Consider the following 26750-nt stretch of genomic DNA (forward strand, 5'->3'; position numbering starts at 1 on the left):
CTTCTATATAAAATATGTATCCCTACGTTGATAAGATTGCTTTCCTTAGTTATAATAAGCGATGATAACATATCTAGACAAGACTTACGATTAGGAAGGAATTAATTGAATGTATATAGCAGATCAATGGACTGATTTTGAAGTAATAGACACAGGTGAAGGTGATAAGCTAGAACGTTGGGGTAATTATGTACTCCGTCGCCCAGATCCACAAATCATTTGGCCTATCCAAGAGCTAGATGAGCAATGGCGTAAAGCTGATGCTCACTACTACCGTAGCAACTCAGGTGGCGGCGAATGGAAAGTGAAAAATCCTAAATTACCGGAGCGTTGGACGATAAGCTATAAAGAGCTTCGTTTCCATATTAAACCAACTAGTTTCAAACATACAGGACTATTCCCTGAGCAAGCTGCGAACTGGAGCTGGATGATGGATAAGATCCGACAAGCTAACCGTCCAATTCGCGTATTGAACTTGTTCGCTTATTCTGGTGGTGCTACCGTTGCATGTGCTGCTGCTGGAGCAGAAGTATGTCATGTTGATGCATCAAAAGGTATGGTTCAATGGGCGAAAGAAAATGCTCAATTATCTGGGCTTGAAGATGCACCGATTCGCTACATTACGGATGATGTTTTCAAATTCGTACAACGCGAGCAACGTCGTGGTCGCACATACGATGCCATTATTATGGACCCTCCTTCATACGGTCGTGGACCAAAAGGTGAAACATGGAAACTAGAAGAAAACCTTTACCCATTCCTACAGTCTTGTACAAGTATTCTTAGTGATAATCCTTTATTCTTACTAATCAACTCGTACACAACTGGACTTTCTCCAACCGTGCTAGAACATTTGCTAACCATGAGTATGCAGAAAAAATACGGCGGCGAAATTAACTGTGGCGAAATCGGCTTGCCAATTACTAAGTCTGGTTTAGCGCTTCCTTGCGGTATTTTGGGTCGTTGGGAGTCCAACTAATGCAGATCCCTATCATTTATGAGGATAACCATATCATCGTTGTGCAAAAACCACCTGGAATTCCATCTCAAGAGGACGAAACAGGTGATGCTGATATGCTTACTTTAATTAAAGAAGATATTAAGATCCGCTTTGAGAAACCTGGAAATGTATACTTAGGTCTTGTCCATCGACTTGATCGCCCAGTTGGTGGTGCAATGTTGTTTGCTAAGACCTCTAAGGCAGCTTCTCGCATGTCTGAAGCAGTACGCAGTCGTTCATTCGATAAAACTTATATGTGTGTAGTAGAAGGCGCTCCTTCGTCGTTAGAAGCTGATCTATTGCATTATATCGTCAAGGACACTCGGATCAATCAAGTGACGGTCTACAATAAACCTACAGCAGATAGTAAAGATGCTAAGTTGAGCTATAAAGTGCTACATCAAGCTAATGGACGTAGTCTGGTTGCTATCAAATTGTATACTGGAAGATCCCATCAGATTAGAGCTCAAATGGCTCATATTGGTTGTCCACTTGTAGGCGATCAGAAGTATGGAAAAGTTGTTAGCAAGCGTTATTCTCAAATCGCGCTTTGGTCTACTTCGATTACTGTGGCTCATCCAACAACTAAGGAATTGATGACGTTTCAATCTACACCTTCAGTACAACAAGATCCTTGGTCAATTTTCAGCCAGCAGCAATTAACACAAGCTGCGAATTGGTTTATCTAGTCTTAGCCGTTCGATCGTAGTTCTGATTCGGTCGAACGGTTTTTTTATTATCAAATATTAGTGAAGAAGGTGAAAAGATGAGTTCGCGATCTTCATTACCTAAGCGAAGATTACTCTGGTTAGTAAACGGTATACTTTTAGTACTTACCTCCATTGCTATTATTGCTTTATTTGTAATTGTTAATTCCGATGAATTGGACGCACCAACTAATTCGAATATACCCATTGGTCAAGTAGACATTGAACCAACCGAAGAACCTACAATTGTTGTCACACCAACCCCTACCCCAGAACCTACACCTACACTCCCTGAATATACTGATGCGGTTTGGATCGGCGTTGGAGATATTATGAGCCATTCCCCTCAATTACCTGGGGCATATAATAAAGCAACAGACACTTACGATTTCGATCCATTTTTCGAACCTATAACGAGTTTACTTGAAGACGGTAACTGGATTATGGCAAACCTAGAGACTCCGATTGCAGGTAGCGATATTGGATATAGTGGATATCCCACTTTCAATGCTCCTACTGAGTTAGCAGAAGCTTTATGGAACGCTGGCTTTAATGTATTGTCAACTGCTAATAATCATTCGCTTGATAAAGGCGAAAAAGGATTACTACGTACGCTAGAAAATGTTCAAACAATCGGCTTTACAACGGTAGGTACTGCAGCGTCCATTGAAGAATCTACTGCTTCAACTATTGTTAAACATAATGATATAGCTATGGGTTTCTTATCTTATACTTACGGGACGAACGGAATACCTATCCCAACAGGCAAAGATTATTTAATTGATTTGATAGATAAGGATACTATTATTGCAGATATGAACAAATTAAGAGAAGACGGTGCTGAAGTCATTACGGTAGCACTTCACTTCGGTAATGAATATCAATCACAGCCTAGCGAGGAACAAAAGAAGTTAGCACGAGCGCTCATTGCTGCTGGTGCAGACATCATCGCGGGTTCTCATCCACATGTTCTGCAACCGTATGAGATAATATCTACGTTCGATGATAACGGCAATGAACGACAAGGGTTAATTATATACTCAATGGGGAATTTCATCTCAAATCAACGTGGTGAGTCTAAAGATTACGGAGCAATCTATAAGGTCAATATCCGGAAACATTATAATACTGGAGCGATTGAATTAACGAATGTAGAGGTAACTCCAACTTGGGTACATCGCTACAAACCGGACGATGCATATCGCTATCGCATTCTACCTGTAGCTGACACATTAGAGACTCGAGATGACCCGCTACTGACTAATAAAGATTATGACGCGTTAGAGAGCAGTCTAGCCATGCTTAACAAGCGATTAACTTCCATGCAAGGGACAAAGCAATAATATATTATAACAATAAAAGATATCTTAACGTTCTCTCCTTATTCACTTTCGAATAAATAGAGTCTGCGCTAAGATATCTTTTTTAATTTCTGAAGTTATTGATAAGTTATTTTATATCGTCCCGTTATGTAATGCATTTATGAATGATATATGTTACCTATGATGTACTTGCAACTTTTCCAAGTAAGTAGACAAGTAGTTGTTGATTATGAGCGGAAATTCGATCTAGCGATTGTTCAATAATATCACGCCGAATCTTTGATCCTCTTTCTGTCTCAGCTTGTCCTTTATTTGTGACTTCAATCCAGACAACGCGACGATCTTTTTCGTCACGTACTCTAATAATAAGTTCATTACGTTCCATACGATCTAAAATGGTTGTAATAGCTGCTGGTGTCGTTGATAAATGTTGCAGTAAATCAGATGGTTTCATCGGTGAGCACTCTAGCAGTAGCTCCAAAATATTAAGTTGTCCTTCTGTTAATGGTGATAGTTCTTGTTCCAGTGTCAATTTCCAATCTCGTGAAAGCTTATTCCATAATTTCGAGAAATCTTCTGATACCATTGCTTACACCTACTTCCTGACAATATTATCTAATACTTATTATACTGATTATATTTGTCGAAAGAAAGATTAACGCAATTAATAGTTTACGATAAAAACTGCTAGATTATACAATGCTATTACATCAACTAACAGTTTGTACGAGAACAATGTAGCAATTTGCTAGAATACGAGAAATAAACCGTTATCTCCTTCTACCGAAAAGAGATAACGATTTTCTCATGCTAACGATATTCTTCATTCTATCAGTTAGATTTCTTTCTCCATCTCAGTATGACTAGAACTATAGCAACAAGGAATAAGAAGACAGCTAATACAAGAGCAGTATTTGCAACAGTAGGCGTAGCTTGTTGGTTTACACAGATACCTATAAATGCCCATACAAAAACTAATACAGCGATCGGATCAATATTACGAGTACCTATAGCCACAGCTAGTATTGTACCTACAACGAGCATAATTATTGACCATCCTATAGCACTTATTCCCCATCCATTCCACTGGTTTGCATTTAGTGCTACAGCAATATTTATGATTGTCGCTACACATATCCATCCAAGGTACAAACTAAAAGGCACGGAAACTAACCAATAATTTAGTTTGTTTGTATGAGATGCAACATACTTTTGTGTCGTTATGTATAACACAATTAAAGTTATGAGTAACGCTAACATAATAAATACGCTACTGTTTATCTTTTCATATTGCCATAATATAATCCACGCACTATTAAACACACAACTAAGGATAAAATATGGACCCATCGTTTCACTAACTTTACTTTCCTTACCCTTTCTTGTGAATGAGTAGATGACATGACCAATTAGAAATGCATAGATCAATAACCAAATCATAAACGTATATCCTGCCGGTGTAATTAGAACTGGATACTTAGCTGACACTTCTGCAGTTGTCTGTCCTCCAAAGCTGCCTCGCTGTGCTGCAAAGTTAATAACAAGCATTAGAATAAGCCCAATTAGGTTTATCCATTTATAGTTGTGTTGCATCTTAGCCCTCCTATCTTTATCGTTACAATATTAATATATTCTACTTTACCCATTATTATTATATTTAACGCAGATTATATATATTAGCTGAAATTTAATATTATCATTATCAGGTTAATTGCAAGACTAAATCTGACTCTTGTTCACAACAAAAAACACCTTCAAGATTGCATCTCACATCTTACGACATGAATTACATTTCTTGAAGGTGTTAGTATTTATCAAATATTTTGTAGGTATTATTTTTACAATTAGAGAGAATAAACTTTTTGTAATGCCTTGCTATTCATTAGAAACCTCGGCATATGATCTACCTTGACTTAAGCCATACTTCGCAGCAATAGCAACCAGCTCATTGTACTCATCTTCAGTTAGCTTTTCTAGCATTAAAGTTCTTGCTTGCTTCTTCTCTTCACCAGATAATCCACCACTCGCTAATGACTGCATTGTTGAAATATCAGAAGCAGATAAACGCTTCGTTAAAATTGAAACTACTTTTGCCTTCTCACCTAACGTTACTTTTTCTTCAACTTCCTTTGCCTTATCTGTAGAAACTGTAGAATCGTAACCGCCTGTTCCTGAGCTACCCTCTGAAGATTGGTTCTCACTAGAATTAGGATCAGTTACTATAGTTCCAGTACTTCCTTCACCTTGGGGTTTACCTTCATTAGATGAACTTGAATCATTACTAACAGGAGTATCACCCGCAACAACATCATTAGAGCCATTATCATCCGGTGAAACATCAGGATCACCACTATTTGAGTTACCTTCTTCTCCTGTATTCTCTAGTATTTCTGTACTAAGACCGCTCATAGAACCAAGCATCTTGTCAATCGCATAATTTGCAGCAAATGCGCCACCTATAGCAACTACTACTAGAATAGATGCTATCCATAGTACTACCTTTTTCCATCTCTTCATCGTTTCCATCTCCTACTAACTATCAATATTATTGTGATGCCTAGGATAACACCTAAGCTATCAATACCAACATCTCGTACGCTTGCACCTCTACCATCTACAAAAAGCTGATGTAGTTCATCCATACTCGCATAAATAATTCCACCAATTATCGTAATCAAGATTGACCATTTCTTGCGTACTCCACTTATTAGACATAGAGTCATAATAAAAATGCCAAGTAATGAATAGATCGAAAAATGTGCAGCTTTACGCAACTTATGATCCCACTGATTTATCGTAATATCCGTTCCCGTCAACTTCTCATAGATATGAATCGTATGTTCAGCAATAGTTGTGCTGAGTTTAGCAGAACTTGAAGCTGGTTGATTGGATAGTAGATATATAGAGATTAGTAGAGCAATAACTAGTCCCCATAATATTAAACGGAGAATTCTTCTATTATGTTGCATAATTTATCCTTTTTAGTTCACAATAGATTTTAAATATGTCATAAATGGTTCGCTAAGTTCTTCTCTTCTTAAGGCATATTCAACCGTCGCTTCCAAGAAACCTTGTTTATCTCCAACATCATAGCGACGCCCTTCAAATTCGTACGCATAGACCGCTTCGCTACGAGACAATTGATTGAGAGCATCTGTAAGTTGAATTTCACCGTTAGCACCAGGAGCTGTATTTTCGAGAATGTTAAAGATTTCAGGAGTAATAATGTAACGACCTAGAATCGCGATATTAGAAGGTGCATCCTCAGTATTTGGCTTCTCAACCAATTGATTGACTCGAGATACAGAATCGCCTATCTTCTGTCCATCGACTATGCCATACTTATGTACATCTTTCTGATCAACTTGTTGTACTCCTAGTACAGAGCTATTGTAATATTCATACACATCTATTAGTTGTTTCAAACATGGTTTCTCACTGTGAACAATATCGTCTCCTAGTAAGACTGCAAATGGCTCATTACCGATGAAACTTTTAGCACAATAAATTGCGTGTCCGAGTCCTTTAGGTTCCTTTTGACGAATATAATGAATATTAACCATATTGGAAATCTCTCGAACTTCTTCTAATAAATCTAGCTTTCCTTTAGCCTCAAGTTCAAGCTCTAATTCAACGGATTTGTCAAAATGATCCTCAATAGATTTCTTATTGCGTCCTGTAATAATAAGAATTTCATCAATTCCAGATGCAACTGCCTCTTCAATAATATATTGTAAGGTAGGCTTGTCCACAATAGGAAGCATCTCTTTCGGCTGTGCTTTAGTAGCTGGTAAGAAGCGAGTACCAAGTCCTGCAGCTGGAATGATCGCTTTTCGAATTGTCATGTGGGCCTCCTTAAAGTTTATACACACCTTCAAAATTACATATATTTTTGGTATCAAGTATTAACTTATTTCTAAATAATTCTAGATTAACCTTGATATGATCATGTGCTGTTAAAATAACTATTATATCTATATCGTCAATAAATTCAATAAAGTCAAAGTACTGATTGTCAACAATGTTATTTTTAATCAATGGATCAAATACTTTTACCCCAAACGCTAAATGTTCGTCCATTCTTTCAAGTAGTTGAAGTGTAGGGCTCTCTCTTGTATCGTCAACATTTTCTTTATATGCAAGACCATACAATCCGATTCTTGATATGTCTCTAATTCTATGCTCTCTCATAATATCCCGAATTCTACTTAATACATGTGAAGGCATAGAATCATTTATTTTTCTTGCAGTTAGTATTAAGTTAGTTAGGTCAGGGTAATCGCCAACTAAGAACCACGGATCAACTGATATACAGTGACCTCCTACTCCTGGTCCCGGTTGTAAAATATTAACTCTAGGATGCTTATTTGCTATTCTAATAATTTCATAAACATCCATGTCATCTGTTCGACAAATCTTGGATAATTCATTAGCAAAGGCTATATTTACATCTCTATAGGTATTTTCCACAATTTTCGACATCTCTGCTGATCGAATATCTGTTAAAACTATTTCACTTGCACAAAAGTTTGCATACAATTCTTTTATTTTCTCACCAATTTCCATACTATCAGTACCGATTGTTCTAGAATTGTGCTCAAGTTCGTATATCATGTTACCTGGAATTATTCGTTCTGGAGCATGACAAAGATGTACATCCTTCCCGATTTCAAACCCTCTCCCAATAATAACATTTCTGATATGACGATCAATAGACCCCGGAGAAACAGTAGACTCGATAATTATTATTGCACCTGATTCACAATAATCCAGAATATTGTTCACTGCGTTAATAACATATGAAGGATCCAATTTCTTACTAGTGTGGATATATGGTGTGGGAACAGCAACAATATACATATCCGTTTTCTGGTACTCGGTTGTAAACTCAATACCATTGTTTCTTGCCAATTCAAATAGCTCTCTCAATCCTTCTTCCTCAAAAGTGAGTTGATTGTTATTTAATGAATTAATGATCTCAATATTGAGATCAGTTCCAACTACTTTAATTCCGCTTTTAGCAAACATTAACGCAGTTGGCAATCCTATATATCCTAATCCTATAATATTAAGCATTGTAATTATTCATCCTCCGATTTTTACTGAGTTTATAAATAACTATGTAAAACACTATATAAACTATTGAATATGAGATTGAAACATAAGTTAAGAATGCTTCAATACTTTGACCAAAAATATAACAAATAAAGTATGATACTAACGATGAAATAATAAATAAAGCTTGCATAAAAACTTCTAATTTTTGCTGGCCAACAACCATCAAAGTTGGAGATACAGCAGAAACTATTAATCTTATTCCATACATTGGAGCTAGTATTTGGGCAAATTTCCCCGCAACACTCCATCCTGGACCAAAGAAAAATTCAAATAACATCGGGCTAAATAACATTAATACAATCACCATCGGTATTGAAACAAACGCTAATAGAATTGTTATTTGAGTAATTAATTTGTTGAAACTTAATTTGCTTTCAAATCTTTTTGAAGCGCTTCTAAAGAAAACTTTTGAAACGTTGATACTGACCAGACTTAGAGGTAATGCCAAGATTCTAAATGTCATTGAATAATATCCAAAAATAGCTAGTCCAAACAGACCAGTAATAAAAAAATTAAGTAAGGAATACGATAGAGAGTTTATAAAATGAGCAGGAAAAGCATAAAAGAGCTGCTTTTTATACTTGATAAGAACATTCTTTATTCTTATCCAACTTCTAGCATAGTAATTTTTTTTTTGAGACAAAATAAATTTACTTTGTTTCTTTAAACCAAAAAACATACCTATTTGTTGAGAAATAACTAATCCAATTGTTTCAAATTTGAATAGTCCTAATGTAATAAAACCTACATTTTGAAATAAAGTTCTTCTTACATAAACTGAGGAGATTAACTTATATTCTTGATGTCTGTTGTTATAATTATCTAAAATATTAATTATAGCTTGAGTAATTAACATTAAAATAATAAGATAGGACCAACCATTTATTTCTTCATATATTTGAGGGTTATATTGCAAATAAATAATATAAATAACCGTGAATATGCCTCCAAGAACAAAGGCTACAATCAAACTTCCCCATATTAAATCTACAGCTTCATCTTCATTTGAGGCTAGTACAATAGCAGCATCGTATTTAGCTGATATAACCGGTCCAAAAATAGAAATGAAAGTTAGTAAAAGACTATATATACCCAATTGATCAGGAGTATATATTCTCGTTATTACCAGTGATCCAAGTATTGTTATAAGTTGAGCAATTGAGGAACCTGAAATCAATCTAATAATAGACTTAACAAAAGGGGATGCTTTTTTCATTACCATTCATATCATCCCTCTACAGAATTACTCTTAATTATTTATTAGACAGTATGTAAATAATATCTACTTAATCTAATTGCTTTATCTTTTTAGCTGGTACCCCACCTATGACACAATTTCCAAAAGGGAAACTCTTAGTAACTACCGCACCAGCGCCAACGATTGTTTTATCCCCCAGTACAACTCCTGGTAAAATAACTGCATTCATTCCTATCCAACAATTATCGCCAATGTTAATATCTTTTGCATCAATATGATTATCAAGATTATGAACATCATGGTTTTGTGTTATTAATCCTACGTTAGGTGCTATATAACTACCTTTACCAATTCTAATTTGTGCATTGCCCCATGTTTGAAAATAACATCCATGATGTTGAAAATTATTCAAGTCATTAGTATCAAATTTCAAATTTTTAGTATTCCCAAAGGCGTTATTATGCGAGACAGGAAAAGGTACATGGCGATTCGAACCAAGAATTTTCTGGAAAAGCAAACTTCTCCAACACCACCTCCATCCAACAACCGCATTATCAAACCAACGTCCTTGTAGGTATTGTTTGTCATAAAATAATGGCATAATACATTTTGAAATTAATATAAATGATCTTTTTAAAATTTTTTTCATTAAAATATACAACCCCTGAATTAAACTATTTCTTCTTTGAACCTAATATTTTCAAAATAATATTATTATCTTAAAACTATTAATAGATAAAATTTTTATTCCCCTTAAGAATTAGAGTTGTTAACTAAACGTTTCGCAATCGTCTGTGGAGAAAAATAATTTATAGGGTTAAAATTCTGCTTAAGATTCATTATTTCATTAATTGTTTTTCTAATATCATTAACGTTATTCTCACAAATATAATATCGTTCAAATTGAGAGAAATAATTTACTAACTGTGTATAATATTCACCATCAACTATAAGTAATATAGGCTTATTTGTAGCTGAGTAATGATATATTTTACCAGGAATTTGAGTCCCTTTTTTATTACATACACATATCAATAAATCTACTTCAGCTTCCAATTTTCTAATGAAATCAATGCTTTGTCTGGACATAGAATTAATGTTATGAGTATTAGTTATTTCAATATCCGAATTGCCAATAAGATGCAGCTTAATATCGCTATCTGTTAATGAATTGATTAATGGGGTAATTGTTCTATCCTTACTAAAATAATCGCCAAAATATCCTAAAGTGTATTGTGAATTATTAGTTTCTTTATAAAATAATTGTTCATTGTAGGGAATAGGCTCAAAAACCATCTTTTTCTTTAGTTCCGGATATTTTTCTTGCATTACCACATGAGTAATTGGTGATACATAAATTGATTTATGACACTTCTCTAAAATTCTACGTTCTTCACGTTCTACTATCCAGGTAGGGAAAAGTGTATTTTTATTAACATCAATAGCAAAGGGATCGCCCCAATATTGATACCATAACTTCGTTATATTGGGATATTGTGTTATTAATTGTTCAGCTATTAGATGTGATGACTTAGGATCTGATGAAGAAATTATTAGGTCAAACTCCTCATTAGCAAGTGATACTGGAATTCGTTTAGCTAATCTTGCTCGTGAATCGTACAAAGATAATCTGGTATATACTTTATATGCAATAACCTTAAGTTTTGCTTTTAATTTATCTAATGCAGATTCTATTTTTTTTGAAGTGAATTTGGTATGTACAGCGCCCAATTCAATCCAATGTCGATCTTTAAAATCAGTTCTTACCATTGTTTTATCATAATAACTTGATTCTATTTCAGGGATAGAACTTAACGTAGAGATTTCAAATCCTAATTGTTGAAACCCTCTAATTAATGCCAAATTTCTCATATTCGCAGACGAACTATATTCCAGTGGAACGGATGTGATATATAGTATTTTCACTTACTCTTCACCTTTCTACTTGAGATCAACACACCAATAACGAGCGCTATAAGTAAGAAACTCCTCACGAGTGGCTGGATATCTGCTGCTTGTACAAATAAAAAAAGTAAAATATTAATCGAACTAATCACTAGAATGTAGGCAGAGTTACTTTCCCACTTCGATAACTTAAAATCAATTTTCGCTAATGTGATTCCCAGTAAATATGAGAATAGAACAACTCCTAATAAAGAAAATTCTATAATTGAAAATGTAATAAGATCATTAGGGATTCCACCTAAGGATTTCCAATTTTCTCCTAAGAAGTATTGTGTGGTTACATCATATGAGATGCTAAAGTTAATTCCAGGTATAAACGAAATAATTGATGTAATAAAATCTTGGCCATATCGTATTCCACTAGCAGTAATAATATCCAGAGAATTTATGAGATTTTTGTACGGAAATGAAAATTGGTATAAATAACTGCTATAGTTAGTGGAGTATTCTATCCAAACCCCAGTACTAAAATACAAAAATATACTATCTAAAATATCCAATAGCGGCAATGAAACAAATCCTGTTAAAATAACTATTGGCCATGGATACTTAATTCTCTTTTTAAGAATAGGTATGAGAAAACAAAGGAGATAGGCAATTAACGGAGCCCTACCTGCGTTAAACAAATAAAATATCACTGCTAAAGGAAATGTACAAATCATTATTATAAGGTATCGTTTATTTTCTGGTTGAAATAAATAAACCGTCATAAAAAAAATCGGAACAAGAGTAATAAGTCTTGCAGGAATTATTAATAATGAAGCATAATACGGCATAAATTCTGTCAACTGTGTGTTAAAGGATCTAGCTAATTCAGAGATTGCCAAGGCCTGTCTAACGCCACCTAATGATCCTAAAAATAGAATAAAACTTATTCCCCCAATAATTAATGAGATCCAGCCTACCAACTTAAAATATTTTATTATAACAAACGTATTAGATTCAAATCCTGTTTTTGAATTTGACATTCGATTAATTGTTCGATTGTATATTAGATAAAAAATCATTATAAATACAAGTACAATAACTTGATAAAAAAAGAGTTTACTTGTATTGTAGTCGTATAAATATATTTGGAGGTCAGTATATTGACTCATTTCTTCTTCGTTAATTAATAAAAATAAAGGAATGATCATATAGAAAAACATTATTGAGAATAATAAACTAGTAAATGTATTAGCCCCTTTTTTTCTACTTCGATTCATAATAATAAAAGTAGTAACTCCAATTGATACTATCAACATAAATATAAGCATTAATTGTAACTCCTTGTTTTGAATGTTATCTATATAAGTCTTATCTAGAAAGCACAAAATTAAGTCATCTTTTCAATCGGAGATATAGATTTTTAAGTCTACTTTTCATTTCTAACCAAGAGTATTGATCACTATATAATTGTTTCATCTTTATACTAATCTCTGTATTATTAACTAGTCCATTTAATTGGCCCAATCCTTCTATTAATCCATCCTTTGAATATTCAATGGAAACTCCAAAATTGGACTGTTCTATTATATCGGACATCCCTGTTGCCTTAGCCATTATTATCGGTTTTCCCAGCATTAAAGCCTCGTAGAACTTATTTGGAGCAGCATATTTGTGGTTTTTAATTGCTGGATTATAGCAGGCTATCATTACATCACATTGACTTTCAAGTAGCAAAACATCATAATATTGAATTTTCCCATAATAAAAAATGTTGTCTGACTTTATTGACCATTCTTTAACGGTATCTTCAAGTTGTCCAAAACCTCCGATGTGAAATTCGTAGTTTTGATTGTCTTTGACGACTTCCATTAATTCACTTAGGAGTCTATCCTCACTTAATATCCCTACATAAACTATTTTAAGTTTGTTACTATCAAATTCATTAGAACTTTTCATTAAATCTAGTGAAATGTCTTCAGGTGAATTGTGAATAATACTTAAGTTCTTAGGATTAGTTCCTTTTATCTGAATAATTCTTTCTTCAGAGCAAAGAATTACTTCATCTGCATGATTGATAATAAAATGATCAATTCGCTGTATGAAATTACGAAGCTGATTAGGAACATTGAATGCATCAACATAATAATCGAAAATATCATAGACCAATTTCTTTCCATATAGTTTTTTAAGTATTAGACTCGTGAGTGCCGTATCAAAATCGCATGCATGTATAACATCAAATCTTTTTCTATTTTTAGTAACCCATTTAATAATTGCCAATTGAAATTTAATTAGTGGTTTAATGTTGTTTCTCATTCCGCCACCATATGTTGCTTTTATTCCAATCTTATTAACAACAACAGATTGATTACTACGAAGATAATATGAGTCAATTGGGTGATCTTCTTCTCTATTCCATGCAAATATTTCCACATTATATCCTTCTTCAATAAGTGCTTTTACTTCCTTTTCAACTCTAGGATCAGGATCAACTGGATTTGATCGTAAAAATAATACGTTCATTTAACTAATTCTCCCTCAGATGAGAATATTGGTTTGTATGTAATAACTCTATTTCATACAATTTACTCATTTTCTCTTGAATTACAGATTTTGAATATTGGTGAACTATTTCTTTATTATGTTGACCAAATGTTATGCGCTTCTTCCTATCATTTGAAAGAGACTGAATAGCTTGAGCAATATCCTTGGCATTATGACCAACTAATATTCCATTAAAATTATTAATTACCAAGTCTCGATTCCCTCTACATGAAGTGGCAATTATAGGTAATTCAGACGCCATCGCTTCTAATATATTGAGTGGTAGCCCTTCTTGCAAAGACGTAGAAATAACAATATCAGACAATCCCATTAGATTATCAACATCATTACGGTATCCAAGAAATTTTATAGTATCTTCAAGATTGGCATCTTTGACTAATTGTTTAAGATGCACTTCAAGTATACCGGTACCTACTAATAACAATTTCATAGGACTACCAGTATCTACTAAAGACATAGCTTCAATCAGTAATTTTTGATTTTTTCTAATACTAAGTTCCCCGACATAGATTATAATCTGATCATTTGATGCATAACCATATTGTTTTCTTAACTGGTCCTTTTTTTCAATAGAAACTGATTTGAATTTCCCAGTATCTATCCCTACTCCAGGGACATATTGAACCTGTGAAGATAATAATTTATCTTTAGCTGTATTTTCATCTTCTTTATTAATTGTGATAATACAATCTGTGAATCTAGAAAGAAATTTTTCAATTTGAAAATATATTAACCAATTCTTCCTTGGAGCACCTTTAAAAAAATGAAAACCATGAGCTGTATAAATCACTCTAGTACCTTTCTTTCTAGTTTTCCTAGCTGCTAATCTTGTAATTGCACCACCTGAAGGAGATTGAGTATGAATTAAATCAAAATGTTGCTTTTGAAGTAATTTTTCTAATTCCCTCAAAGCCTTAACATTTTGAAAACTAAATGGACTTCGATCAAAATTAATATGATGTTTTGTAACTCTAGGATCATCAAATTTATCTAGATCATCGCCGAAATTTGCAGCAACATGAACTTCATGTCCCAATTGTAATAAAACTTCATAATCTGAATGACCAAATTTATAAAAATGTCGACCTAAATGTACAGATATTAATACTTTTGCCACTAATTTTTCCTCCAACATGTTTTCATGTAACTCTAATATTAAACGTAACTGTTTCCATTACTTTTTCGCATAATAACGTCGCGTCTTCTACTGTATCTGATGTAGCAATCACATATCCAATACGATCAACGCTACTTTTAATAATTCCTACTTGGTCTCCTTTTGATTTATTGATTATAACTTCCTTTACACCAGGAATAGAAAGCGATTCTTCTATTCCTTGAAAATCTTCAAGAGTCCCTTGTGGAGTAACAAAATACTTTATTACTGCTGAATTATGTTTACTTGAATTTAATGTAACCTCTTCACCTACTGCAATTCGAATGCATAATTCCACCATATCGATTCCAGTAGACAATGGTACTAGATGTGTAGTTATGTTATCTCCACCTAATCTTGCTCCCACCTCAACAATTTTTGGACCATCATTAGTAACAATAATTTCAGTATGTGACGGTCCAATATTTATTCCTAGCGCCTCTACTGCTTCTTGTGTTAACTCTATAATTTTCTGTAATATATCAAAAGATAACTTTGATGGTTGTGCATGTCCTAATTCTACAAAGTGAGGTGCGCCTGTAGTTAACTTGTCTGTAATCTGGATAACGTGACACTTTCCATTAATACTAATTGTTTCAACACTAACTTCAGTACCTTCCATAAATTCTTCTATTAATAACACACCATTTTTCGAATTAGTTATACTATGTTGATAAGCATCTTCAACTTCTTCATAATTGGAAGTATCATGTATAAGGAAAATACCACGACTACCAGAATTATCTGATGGCTTCACAATAACCTTCGTTGTGTACTTTTTTAAAGCGGATTCGAATTCCACTCTATTTTTTACAACATCGAATTTAGGAATTGCTATATTTTTCACATCTAGTCTTTTTCTCATAGCTGCTTTATTTGTAGTATGTTTAGCAGTCTCTACAGTAACGCTATTAAGCTTCATTTTTTGGGATACAGTAGCGACTGTCATCATTGGCATATCACTTGCTAATGTCATAATCCCATCAATATTACTAGATTGTGCGTACACTAATACATCATCAATTTCATTAACACTAATTATTTTAAATTCATCAGCATATCTAAGTCCTATTGCAAGAGGATTCATGTCTACTGCAATTACATACAAACCCAATTGCTTAGCTTTTTTAATTGCTGGTAATTGTAAAATACTTGCACCTAATATCATAATTTTCTTCATCGCATAATCTCCTGAAATAATTATTGACGATATACATTTTTTGGAATTAATAAGATTTTGACAGTCAGAACTATGATTTTTATATCAAATAACAGAGACATATGTTTCACATAATAAATATCATTCTGTAGCTTTTCTTTCGTCCCTACTGCATTACGATGTATCGCTTGGTTATACCCAGTTATACCTGGTCTTACTGTATGAATCACTTTTTCTTCTTCAGTGTATTCATCAACCCAATTCGCAGAGTCTGGTCTGGGACCGATAAATGACATATCTCCCTTTAAAACATTAAATATTTGAGGTAATTCATCGATGCTGGTTTTTCTTAATAATCTTCCAACCTTTGTGATTCTGCTATCATCCTCTGAATTAAAAGTTGAACCATCTTCTAATCTAATATCTGGAGCATTTACATACATCGATCTCAATTTATACATTCTAAATATCTCTCTGTTTTTCCCTATACGTTGTGCATAATAGAATGCTGGACCTTTTTCTTCTAATTTAATTGCAACTATAGCTAATAAAATAATAATTCCAGCAAAAGGCGATAGAATTAATGAAATCAATATATCAAACATTCTTTTAGATTGTTGGTACATGTCTTACTCCTCAATTATATTAAGTCAGTACTTATTTTCCGATCTAAGACTATGCTTTTTTGTGGCACAATAACTTGGTACTCTTCAGTAGACTCTGAAACATATGAGCTTGCTCCTATTAATGAATAATTAGCAATTTTAAGATGATTTTTAACTGTACAATTGTTCCCCAAGAAGCAGTTGTTACCTACCTCTACAAATCCTGATAAACTAGTACCTACAGATAAACTATTAAAATTCCCGACTACATTGTTGTGTGAAACATTTACACTATTCCAAATGATGTTCCCTGAACCAATCGTTGAATATGGAGCTACTACTACATTTTCCATAATAATGTTTCCTTCACCAATAACTGAGTTAGATGAAATAACAGCTGTGGAATGTATATAGTTTATAACCCTATAACCATATTTTTTTATTTTCCTATATAATTTTTCGCGAATTGTATTCATTTTACTGTATCCAACTCCGAGAATAATGTCATACTCATTAACTGGATAACTTTTCGTTAACTCTTCTAATGCAATGAGCGGTATATTATCGAAGTACTCCGTTTCTACATAATCTTTTTCTACTGAGTATGCAATTACTTCTAGTTCTGTATCAACTTCAATATAATATCTTATTAATCGAGAATACTCGGTGTTTCCTATAATAATTATTTTTTTGTTCATCTATTAATCACCTAGTTAATTTTTCTACACTACTTATTTATTTTTATCAGTTGTAATAAGTTAAAGACAATATGTTCAATTTCTTCATATGTTAATTGAGTATTCAGCGGCAATGTAATTTCATTTTTAAACATTTCGTAAGCATTTGGGTATTGTTCAATTGAAAAGTTCAAATTTTTGTATGCTGTCAATAATGGCAATGGCTTATAATGTACATTTACAGCAATCCCTTTCTCACCCATTGCTTGAATAATTCTATTTCTTATTTCTTCAGTTGCACCTTCAATACGCGTTAACAATAAATGCCCACTAGAACTATATTGATCGCAATAATGTGGCATGACTTGAACATTAGAATCCTTAAGCAATTGTTCATATTGTTGAATATATGCCTGTCTTAATGTAAGCATTTGACCGTATCTTTTTAATTGTACTAATCCTATTGAAGCCATTATATCAGTCATATTACATTTATAATTTGGTGCGACGATATCATACTCCCAAGATCCAGCATTTGTTTTCGCTAATGCATCTTTCGTCTGACCATGAAGTGATAAGAGCATAAATTGACGATAGATTTCTTCATTATCCAATCCGGGTACATCTCTCCAAGTGACAGCACCACCTTCAGCAGTGGTTAGATTTTTGACTGCATGAAATGAGAAAGATGTAAAATCTGCTACTTCTCCACTCATTCTCCCCTTATATGTGGCACCAATAGAGTGAGCTGCATCTGCTAGGACAATAACTCTACCAAACACTTCTTGAATTACATTAGAAGGTTTAAATAAATGTTTTTTACTCTCAACAGCTTCAAAGATTTGGTCATAATCACACATAACTCCAGCAATATCTACTGGAATTATTACTTTTGTCTTTTCTGTTATTGCATCTGCAATTGCATCGTAGTCAATATGATAACTATCCATCCCAGTGTCTACTAATACAATAGTTGCACCGACATGATGAATTACACTTGCTGAAGCAGAATATGTATATGCAGATGTAATTACTTCATCCCCAGGTCCTACACCTAACATTCTAAGAGTCATTTCCATACACGCAGTTGCTGAATTCAACGCAACCGCTTTAGACGTATTGCAATATTCTGCAATTTGTTTCTCAAACTTTTTAGTTTTAGGACCCGTTGTAATCCAACCTGATCTTAATGTGTCTACTACTTCTGCTATTTCTTCTTCTGTAATATCGGGAGGTGAAAAAGGAATAATTCTCATCTATATTCTCCTAAATTTATATTCTCAGTTATGTAATTAATAATAAAAGGGAGGCAGCAAATATATTGCACTCCTCCCATCCTCTTGACTACTTACGCATTATGAACTCGTAACAAGAACTCTAGTATCTACCCTTTTTTCAATCACATAAGTAGGAACAATTCGCGAAAGCAGCTCTTGAATAATTACACGATCTTCACCTAATATACGTTCTAAGCGTCTTAATTCTAGTTCAATATCTTCACGATTGAAGGATGCTGGTCTGCCAATAAATATACGACTATGCTGTGTATCGGTCATTCCTTCTTCTTGCAGCAACAATTCCTCATATAGCTTCTCACCTTGACGAATACCGGAATATTGGATCTCAATATCAACACCTGGTTCATACCCAGATAGACGAATCAAGTCTCTAGCTAGATCTGAGATCTTCACTGGTTCACCCATGTCAAGAATGAAGATTTCACCACCGTTGGCATACGCGCCTGCTTGAATAACAAGTCTGGAAGCCTCTGGTATCGTCATGAAGTATCTAACCATCTCAGGGTGAGTTACCGTAACGGGACCACCTGCAGCAATTTGTTCTTTGAATAATGGAATAACACTGCCTCTACTTCCAAGTACATTACCAAAGCGAACCGCACTGAATTTTGTTCTGCTTTGCTTTGCTAAACATTGAATAAACATTTCAGCAATCCGCTTTGTTGTTCCCATAATACTCGTTGGGTTAACAGCTTTATCTGTTGAAATCAATACAAAGCGCTCTGCACCATAAACATCTGCACATTCAGCAACATTACGTGTACCGAACACATTGTTTTTTATGGATTCGGAGGGGTTTTCTTCCATCAAAGGCACGTGCTTGTGCGCTGCTGCATGGAAAACGACATGTGGTTTGTGCTGGTCAAATATTTGTTCCATTCTTTTACGATCCTGGACATCTGCTATGATTGGCACCAGATGCTCAACTTTATCTTTCAACTCACGATGAATTTGATAAATACTATTTTCTCCATGACCAAGCAATAATAGTTTGCTTGGTTTGAAGTGCATAATTTGCCTGCAAAGTTCAGAACCAATAGAGCCACCTGCACCTGTTACTAGCACTACTTTATTAGTTAAATATTCATCGATTCCATCGTTTTCAAGGACAACAGGTTCACGACCGAGCAAATCTTCAACTTCGACATCACGTAGCATGCTTAGTTCTACTTTTCCTTCAAGTAATTCATTAATTGGAGGAACGATCTTCAATTTCGCATTCGTCTGTTTGCAAATGGAAAGAATATCTGATATTTGTGTACGGGATGCTGATGGCAAAGCAACAATAATATCGTCTATTTGCTGTTCTTTACATATGTTAATAATATGTTCTCTTCCCCCAATTACAAGAAGACCGAACACTTCTTGCCCCCACTTTCTCGGGTCATCATCAATAAATCCGATGGCTTCTTGGCTAGAAGCGACGTTCATCTTAAGTTCGCGATAAACTAGAACGCCGCATTGACCTGCACCAATAATTAAAGATTGTCGTTGCTTATTAGGAGTCTTAATGTAATTGTCTTTTATAATGCGAAGCATAAACCGCGATCCGCCAATTAATAATAGACAGAGCTCATACGTACGAAATCCGATTGCAATGGGTACTCGACCTGGAATAACTAGTGAAGTAATCGTATAGGCTAATACAATTGCAATTGTTACAGCTTTAAAGATGATTATTACCTCGCCAATGCTGGCAAATTGCCACGCCCGCCGATATAATCCATAATTGTAAAGTACGATTAAACCAATTACGATAGCAATTCCACAAAATATAGCTGCTTGTCGGATTTCTGCTGAAGAAAGTTCAGCATTGTAACGAAATAAATAAGCTACAATTATGCAACCTAATATAATACTACAATCAATTGCCATTAGTACTAGCGTTCGCATTCGAGAGTAGCTCATTTCTTGCCTCCATCATCTCTACTAGTCTTCTTTCTCTCCGTAGTAATAATAGTAGTAGTCATCATTTTTCTTTTTCTTAACATTATTAAGCACTACACCGAGTATCTTAGCGTTTACTCTATCTAACTTTAATTTGGCATCAATAGCAGCAGTACGCTTGACTTGGCCAGAATCGACAACAAGAATTACACCATCACAAATAGAAGCAACTAATTGAGCATCAGTTACAGCTAGTAGAGGTGGCGTATCAATAATGATAATGTCATATATTTGTTTTAGCCCGTTCATTACTTTAATTAATTGGTTAGAACCTAATAATTCCGCAGGATTCGGTGGTATTGGACCAGAACTTATAACATCGATATTTGGAATATCCGTTGCTCTAATAACCTCTTCTAAGCTCGCCTGATTAGTTAGGACATGTGTAATGCCCGCACGATTCGTTACGTTAAAAGTTTTATGTACTGTTGGCTTACGCAAATCTAACTCCATTACTAAGACACTATAATTAGATTGTGCATACGTTACTGCAATATTAGCAGCTGTTGTTGATTTTCCTTCCCCCGGGCTAGCAGAGGTCACCATAATAACTTTCAAGTCATTATCTACAGCTGAAAAACTAATATTCGTTCTTAACGTACGATACGACTCACTAATTGGTGATTTAGGATTACTAAGCGAAATTATCGTTCGTTTCGCGTTATTCGTTGATTGTGACATTTTTCTTCGCCTCCACTCTAGCAGACCTCGTTGTTCGCGAAGCGGATCTAATAGCTCCTACTTTAAAATCTTCAGATGATAATTTAGGAATACTAACTAGAACAGGTAAATCTAAATATTGCGCAACATCCTGTGGATTTTTAATCGTGTCATCCAAATATTCTAATAACAAGGCGATCCCAACACCCAGCATTAAGCCAATAACAATACTTATGGCAATATTAAGCATTGGATTAGGCTGTACTTGCGATGGATTCTCACTAAGCTTCGCTTCATTTAGAATCGAGACATTATTTACAGTCATTATGGTAGGAATTTGTTGAACGAATACTGCAGCTACTTCATTCACAAGTTTAACCGTTGTTTCATAATCATGATGACGTGCAGAAATAGTTAACACTTGTGTATTATTTACTGATGAAACAGTAATTAATTCAATTATTTTTTCTCCAGTCAACTGCAGTTCTGGGTTACGCAATGCTACTTCATCTGTAATCGCTGTTGTTTTAATGATTTGTTTGTATGTATCTATTAATCTGAGATCAAGATTGACACTATTTAGATCAAGTCCACTAGAGACTTCGTTGTTGTTGTTAACAATTAATTTTGTGGTAGATTCATATTCAGGCTTAATAAAAAAATAACTAACAATTGCAGTTACGATTGCTAGTGTTGCAACAATTGCTACGATTATCCTGAGTCTTTTCTTTATTATCTCCACATAATCTCTTAATTCTAATTCCATTATATGAATGTGCTCCCGTCTATACATATTCTAGTTGTTCGTGTTGTTAGGGGTCTTATCTGCATAATATCTCAAAAGAAAAAGATTCCTCCCCCCATAGATGCAGAGGAGGAATCCCAACTATTATCTTAAGCTTAGTAATTTGTTAATAACTACAGCTGCTTCAGCACGAGTGAATGTTCCTTTTGGATCATAAATGCCTAATCCTTTACCTTGTACAATTCCCTCTTGAGCAACTAGTGCAACACCTGCACGATGCGCTGGAACAACTTCAGTTTGGTCTGCAAATACATTTAATGTCTCATTCACATCACCAACTGGTTTGTATCCTAATACTTTCACAAGTACGTTAGAAGTAATTGTCGCCATTTCACTTCTTGTAATTGGTGCATCAGGGTCAAACGTAGTGCTTGTACGACCATTAATGAAGCCGTATGCTGCTGCTGTTGCAACAACAGATTGATACCAATCATCCTCATTTACATCAGTAAATGTTTCAGTATTAGTTTGCACCTCGATGCCAAGTGTTCTTACAAGCATAGCTGTAAACTCAGCACGAGTAATTTCAGCACGTGGAGCGAATACTCCTTCAGCGCGTCCAACAATGATACCTTTTGCTGCTGCTTTTAGAATATCATCCTCTGCCCAAGCAAGTTCACTACTATCTTTGAACGCTACTGGATTTTCGATAACAACATATGATGAGAAAGAGTTACGCATTGCAGAGAATTGCTTTTTACCTGGGATATAAGTACCACCCAAATTAATTAATTTGCTTCCTTCGATTTTTGCAAGTGTAAGGAATTGTTCATTATTAACACTTCCACTATTCACCGGAAGAACAATACGTGCTTGAGATAGGAATTCATGTTTCTCTTTACCATCAGCGCCAATTACTACAACATTGAATACATCTGATACTTGCTTCATGCCGCCTGTTAATTGAGGAGTAATACCAGTAAGTGCACCATTAGCTTGAAGAGCAGATACTTGCTTCATACCACCTGTTGATTCAAGAGTAATACCAGTAGCTTTTGTAATTTGAAGTGCATTATTTGCTGCAAGCTCCGTTAATGGAACCTCGATCAACGCACCATTAGAAGTTACTCCAACTGCGTAGATCCCTTTTGCTTTAAGAGCACTTAGTAGTTCACCACTAATTACTACTTTAACACCATCAAGATTTCCTACTGATAGATTAAGTACCGGTTTAACTGGATCAGCATCTTTTACAACTGCTTGAAGTGCTGCATTAGTCGATTTCAATACAGAATCCAATTGACTGAATACATTAGTTAAGTCTGCTGGTGTTAACTTCAGTTCACTAACACCATTATTAGAAGTCACTCTACTTCCTGCGTTCACAGTCAGTGCAGCTCTTAATTCTTCTTCAACAATCGCACGAAGCGCGAATATATCTTTATTAGAAGTTAGTTCTCCAATTTCTGCTAAAGCTGCTGCAAGTTTATCACTAATACTTTTAGCTAACGCATCTGCGTTAGTTGATAAACCTAGACCAGTGTCAACTGGAGGCGTTACACTCCCCTGTGGGTATAACGTTACCGTTTGTGTAAATACTTTAGCATTATTTAAGTAGCTCGGAACTAGAGCGCCTTGTTTCAATTTAGCTGTTATTACAATGTCAGTAGCTGATGTAATAGCAGATGTAGTTTTTGCAGTTAGGAAACCATCTGCACCAATTTCAAAAGTAACTCCTGTCGCTTCGAAGTTGAATGCTGAGAACGGAAGTGAATTTACTCCTAGAATTTTGAATTGTGTAAACTTGTAAGTATTAGAATCAACTCTTTGTGCACTACCAAGTGCACCTTCAGTTACAAGACTAGCTTTCACATAAGCAAGACCAAGGGCAGCACTTGCTTTTTTGTATACAGTTGGATTAGCTGCGAAGATCTCTGTTTCTACAACATTTCTTACATTTGTGAAATCATCTTTCAAAGCTTTCTTTGTTGGATAAAGTTCTGTTAGTAGTGTCACTACTTTATAGTTACTATTTGCCCAATGTAGATCAACTAGAGCATCAAACTGGCCTGTTACTAGTGCATTAATTTCCTCAAAGCTATCGATTGCAGTAAGAGGCTGGTCTTTAATAGCTGCAAGTGCAAGTCTCTCAAGTTCATTCACAAAGCTATCAATGTCTGCTTTGTTAAGTTTCGTGAAGCCCTCTCCATCCAATAAAGTATTAAGTCTATCTAAGCTATCGTTAAGCTCAGTAGAAATTTCTGTTATGTTCGGATATAACTCTACAATTGACAATTGCGCAATTATTGTTAATTCATCTTTAACTTGATCAGCAAAAGCTGGTTTTGCATCAAGTGCATCCCATAGATTAGGCAGCAACAATGCTACATCAGCATTATCCAAATAACTCTCAACTTGGTCAACCGCTGGATCAACTAGCGGTTTCAATTGACTATCTAATTGTGCATATACATTGTTCAGCTTACTAACTGTAGTAACGACAGCTGGGTCTGCTGCACTCACCTTATAAGAAACAGGGCCAAAAGTTAATGCGTTTGCTGCAAGTAGTGCTACAGCAGATAACATAATCGTTTTTTTAGTCATTTTCTTCATCTCATTATCACCTCATATATTATTATGACAAATTCGTCATTTGAAACTATTAGCCTAGGAACTTTGCAATTAATGCAGCCTTAGTATCAGCATATTGCTTTTGGAATTTGGTAGCATCATCGCCAATTTCATAACCATGTTGCTCTAGCTGTGAGTTCAAACTACTTATTGCTTCACCAACTTTTGTATCGCACTCTCCTAGCGCAGCAATACCTTGATCAAGATAGGTTTGCTTTTCACTATCTGATGCGGATACATACTTGTCATACAGGCTATAAGCTTTTGTAGAACAAGCCGTTTGTAATTCTTCAAGCTTCGTCTGAGTTGCAGCTACAATACTTGCTCTTGTCGGTTTAGTTGGATCAACTTCTCCCGATCCTGAACCGCCTGTTCCAGTACCCGGATTAGTTCCAGTACCTGGATTAGTCGAGCCATTGCCATTCCCTGGATTAGAACCCCCTTGATTCTTATCCAGCTTCATTGTAATGCTTTTAGTAACGCCATCATATGAGATAGTACTGTTAGTTTGTTCTGAGAAGTATCTAACTGGAACATATACTGTACCCTTATAATTGATCGTTATAGCATCGATAGGTGATGGCTTCTTCACACCAAAAAACTTATATTTTGTTTCAATTGTAGCCAGTGTAATCTTCTCTGTGCGAGAAGTAGATGCGGGCTTTGTAATATCCGCATTTGCAGTTAAGAATTGCTTTTTATACTGTAGCAGTTGTTTCAATTGTGCAGTTGTAGGTTGATCAATGATAACTGTCGAATTAGCTTGGTCCCATACAACCCACAGTTCAAACAAATAGCTTGCAAAGCGAATCGGTACATAAGTACGGCCTTTGTAAACAAATGCCTGTTGCTCTTTGGACGTGTGATAAACTTTACCATCCACAATGAAATGCATATCCATACGCTCGACTGTAAGTGTTTGTTTGCTTGCTGCTTCACTTAATTGTGAACCAACAGAGCTACCTCCTACCATCAAAACTAATAAAATCGCGATGGTTTGTACTACTCTTTTCATAGATAATCTCATTTCTCTCCTCCATTTTCTCGTTTGCCTTACCAAAATCTATACCAACTACGCTTTGCTACTAAGGGAAGCTCTTGTTCAATCGCTTCATTATGCAGTAACAGCTTAGCGTTGTTTTGATAGTAATCAACAAATTTACTCCCTAACTGTTTATGTATGAATTGGTATGCTTCAGAAAGAATACATGGTCTAGTCTGGACATTGTGCGCGTCTGTTGCAATAAAATGAACAAGTCCTTCTTTACACATCGTTAATGATATTTTTTGTATGTTTTTACCTAGCTGACCTGTTATAGAGTTGGTCGTCATCTGAGCTAATGCTCCATCTCGAACGAAATCTCGTAATCTAGTACTATCATTAGCAAGTTCCTTATTACGTTCTGGATGTGCAATAATCGGAACGATACCTATTAAACTTAACTCATACAAGAGCTCTTCTGCTAAATCAGGAACATGTGAACTTGGAAATTCTACAAGCATATATCTACTATTATTAAGTGACTGAAGCAGTCCATTCTCGTAATCTAGTAAAAGATCCGAATAAGTACGCACTTCTTGTCCAGGATATATATGTAATGGAATATTATGTATTTCTAATTGTTGTGATAATTGCTTAACTGCCTCTATTATCGTGTCACGTTCATTAATAAAGCGATGTGCTCGATGATGCGGAGTTGCCACAATATGATGAATTCCATCTTTCACCGCCTGTCTTGCCATCATAATTGCTTCTTCCATATTTGAGGTGCCGTCATCAATTTTAGGCAGTATATGACAATGTATATCAATCACAGTTAAATCCCTCTCCTAATGTATTCCAATTAGTATAATATAAATCCCCCATATTTTCCAGTGAAAATATATCTATATTCTTATTTTTATTCATATTACCTGAGCCGTTTATTACTTTATCTCTATTATTTATTTCATATATCATATTTATAGCACTTTATTACTATATCTTAATATCCATCTACATTATTCGACAATCAATCCGTGACTTTAACATTATTTCTGATTATTTCTATTCTATCTCAATAATTTTA

At 34.7% G+C, this 26750-nt stretch carries 25 protein-coding genes; 3 read left to right on the forward strand and 22 right to left on the reverse strand.

Annotation, left to right across the window (positions count from 1 at the left end):
• Positions 1–109: 109 nt before the first annotated feature.
• From NAG76_19545 to NAG76_19555, 3 genes are all read left to right on the forward strand, one after another.
• Complete coding sequence (locus tag NAG76_19545; protein ID URN93992.1) at positions 110–979, forward strand: class I SAM-dependent methyltransferase; 870 nt, start codon at positions 110–112, stop codon at positions 977–979.
• Positions 979–1689 carry an RluA family pseudouridine synthase gene (locus tag NAG76_19550; protein ID URN93993.1) on the forward strand — a complete coding sequence of 237 codons (711 nt, stop codon included), beginning with the start codon at positions 979–981 and terminating at the stop codon, positions 1687–1689. Before NAG76_19545 ends, NAG76_19550 begins: the two co-directional genes overlap by 1 nt.
• A gap of 77 nt (positions 1690–1766) precedes the next feature.
• Positions 1767–3050 carry a CapA family protein gene (locus NAG76_19555; protein URN93994.1) on the forward strand — a complete coding sequence of 428 codons (1284 nt, stop codon included), beginning with the start codon at positions 1767–1769 and terminating at the stop codon, positions 3048–3050.
• A 157-nt stretch (positions 3051–3207) separates the two neighbouring features.
• On the opposite strand, the gene NAG76_19560 is transcribed toward NAG76_19555, so the two are convergent.
• From NAG76_19560 to NAG76_19665, 22 genes are all read right to left on the reverse strand, one after another.
• Positions 3208–3615 (reverse strand): MarR family transcriptional regulator, encoded by a 408-nt coding sequence (locus NAG76_19560; protein ID URN93995.1) that lies wholly within the window; start codon positions 3613–3615, stop codon positions 3208–3210.
• A 245-nt stretch (positions 3616–3860) separates the two neighbouring features.
• Positions 3861–4622, reverse strand: coding sequence for a tryptophan-rich sensory protein (locus NAG76_19565; protein ID URN93996.1), 762 nt, complete (start codon positions 4620–4622; stop codon positions 3861–3863).
• Positions 4623–4904: 282 nt separating this feature from the next.
• Positions 4905–5546 carry a hypothetical protein gene (locus NAG76_19570; GenBank protein ID URN93997.1) on the reverse strand — a complete coding sequence of 214 codons (642 nt, stop codon included), beginning with the start codon at positions 5544–5546 and terminating at the stop codon, positions 4905–4907.
• The gene (locus NAG76_19575) at positions 5543–5998 is read right to left on the reverse strand and encodes a VanZ family protein (protein URN93998.1); all 456 of its coding nucleotides are present in this window, start codon (positions 5996–5998) and stop codon (positions 5543–5545) included. The genes NAG76_19570 and NAG76_19575 overlap by 4 nt, the downstream gene beginning before the upstream one ends.
• Before the next feature lie 12 nt (positions 5999–6010).
• On the reverse strand, positions 6011–6874 hold the full coding sequence (galU, locus tag NAG76_19580; GenBank protein ID URN93999.1) for a UTP--glucose-1-phosphate uridylyltransferase GalU: 864 nt from the start codon (positions 6872–6874) through the stop codon (positions 6011–6013).
• A gap of 10 nt (positions 6875–6884) precedes the next feature.
• Positions 6885–8105 carry a nucleotide sugar dehydrogenase gene (locus tag NAG76_19585; protein URN94000.1) on the reverse strand — a complete coding sequence of 407 codons (1221 nt, stop codon included), beginning with the start codon at positions 8103–8105 and terminating at the stop codon, positions 6885–6887.
• Positions 8098–9369, reverse strand: coding sequence for an oligosaccharide flippase family protein (locus tag NAG76_19590; protein URN94001.1), 1272 nt, complete (start codon positions 9367–9369; stop codon positions 8098–8100). Before NAG76_19590 ends, NAG76_19585 begins: the two co-directional genes overlap by 8 nt.
• A gap of 64 nt (positions 9370–9433) precedes the next feature.
• Entirely contained in the window at positions 9434–9994 is a 561-nt protein-coding gene (locus tag NAG76_19595) for an acyltransferase (GenBank protein URN94002.1), read from the reverse strand.
• Positions 9995–10098: 104 nt separating this feature from the next.
• Complete coding sequence (locus tag NAG76_19600; protein ID URN94003.1) at positions 10099–11271, reverse strand: hypothetical protein; 1173 nt, start codon at positions 11269–11271, stop codon at positions 10099–10101.
• Positions 11268–12566 carry an oligosaccharide repeat unit polymerase gene (locus NAG76_19605; GenBank protein ID URN94004.1) on the reverse strand — a complete coding sequence of 433 codons (1299 nt, stop codon included), beginning with the start codon at positions 12564–12566 and terminating at the stop codon, positions 11268–11270. Before NAG76_19605 ends, NAG76_19600 begins: the two co-directional genes overlap by 4 nt.
• A 64-nt stretch (positions 12567–12630) precedes the next feature.
• Entirely contained in the window at positions 12631–13761 is a 1131-nt protein-coding gene (locus tag NAG76_19610; protein ID URN94005.1) for a glycosyltransferase family 4 protein, read from the reverse strand.
• 4 nt (positions 13762–13765) lie between these two features.
• Positions 13766–14920 carry a glycosyltransferase family 4 protein gene (locus NAG76_19615; protein ID URN94006.1) on the reverse strand — a complete coding sequence of 385 codons (1155 nt, stop codon included), beginning with the start codon at positions 14918–14920 and terminating at the stop codon, positions 13766–13768.
• A 22-nt stretch (positions 14921–14942) separates the two neighbouring features.
• The gene (locus NAG76_19620) at positions 14943–16139 is read right to left on the reverse strand and encodes an ATP-grasp domain-containing protein (GenBank protein ID URN94007.1); all 1197 of its coding nucleotides are present in this window, start codon (positions 16137–16139) and stop codon (positions 14943–14945) included.
• A gap of 20 nt (positions 16140–16159) precedes the next feature.
• Positions 16160–16744: a sugar transferase gene (locus tag NAG76_19625; GenBank protein URN94008.1), complete on the reverse strand. Its 585-nt coding sequence runs from the start codon at positions 16742–16744 to the stop codon at positions 16160–16162.
• A gap of 14 nt (positions 16745–16758) precedes the next feature.
• Entirely contained in the window at positions 16759–17421 is a 663-nt protein-coding gene (locus tag NAG76_19630; GenBank protein URN94009.1) for an acetyltransferase, read from the reverse strand.
• Positions 17422–17450: 29 nt separating this feature from the next.
• The gene (locus NAG76_19635) at positions 17451–18656 is read right to left on the reverse strand and encodes a DegT/DnrJ/EryC1/StrS family aminotransferase (GenBank protein URN94010.1); all 1206 of its coding nucleotides are present in this window, start codon (positions 18654–18656) and stop codon (positions 17451–17453) included.
• A gap of 99 nt (positions 18657–18755) precedes the next feature.
• A complete protein-coding gene (locus tag NAG76_19640; protein ID URN94011.1) occupies positions 18756–20606 on the reverse strand; it encodes a polysaccharide biosynthesis protein in 1851 nt (616 codons plus the stop codon).
• A gap of 21 nt (positions 20607–20627) precedes the next feature.
• Complete coding sequence (locus NAG76_19645; GenBank protein URN94012.1) at positions 20628–21326, reverse strand: CpsD/CapB family tyrosine-protein kinase; 699 nt, start codon at positions 21324–21326, stop codon at positions 20628–20630.
• The gene (locus NAG76_19650; GenBank protein URN94013.1) at positions 21307–22071 is read right to left on the reverse strand and encodes a Wzz/FepE/Etk N-terminal domain-containing protein; all 765 of its coding nucleotides are present in this window, start codon (positions 22069–22071) and stop codon (positions 21307–21309) included. Before NAG76_19650 ends, NAG76_19645 begins: the two co-directional genes overlap by 20 nt.
• Positions 22072–22194: 123 nt before the next feature.
• Positions 22195–24663, reverse strand: coding sequence for an S-layer homology domain-containing protein (locus tag NAG76_19655; GenBank protein URN94014.1), 2469 nt, complete (start codon positions 24661–24663; stop codon positions 22195–22197).
• 49 nt (positions 24664–24712) lie between these two features.
• Positions 24713–25708, reverse strand: a complete 996-nt coding sequence (locus NAG76_19660) for a copper amine oxidase N-terminal domain-containing protein (GenBank protein ID URN94015.1) — start codon at positions 25706–25708, stop codon at positions 24713–24715.
• A 26-nt stretch (positions 25709–25734) separates the two neighbouring features.
• Positions 25735–26496, reverse strand: a complete 762-nt coding sequence (locus NAG76_19665) for a tyrosine protein phosphatase (protein URN94016.1) — start codon at positions 26494–26496, stop codon at positions 25735–25737.
• Positions 26497–26750: the final 254 nt, after the last annotated feature.

It is taken from the genome of Candidatus Pristimantibacillus lignocellulolyticus, from assembly GCA_023639215.1.
GTDB lineage: Bacteria > Bacillota > Bacilli > Paenibacillales > Paenibacillaceae > Pristimantibacillus > Pristimantibacillus lignocellulolyticus.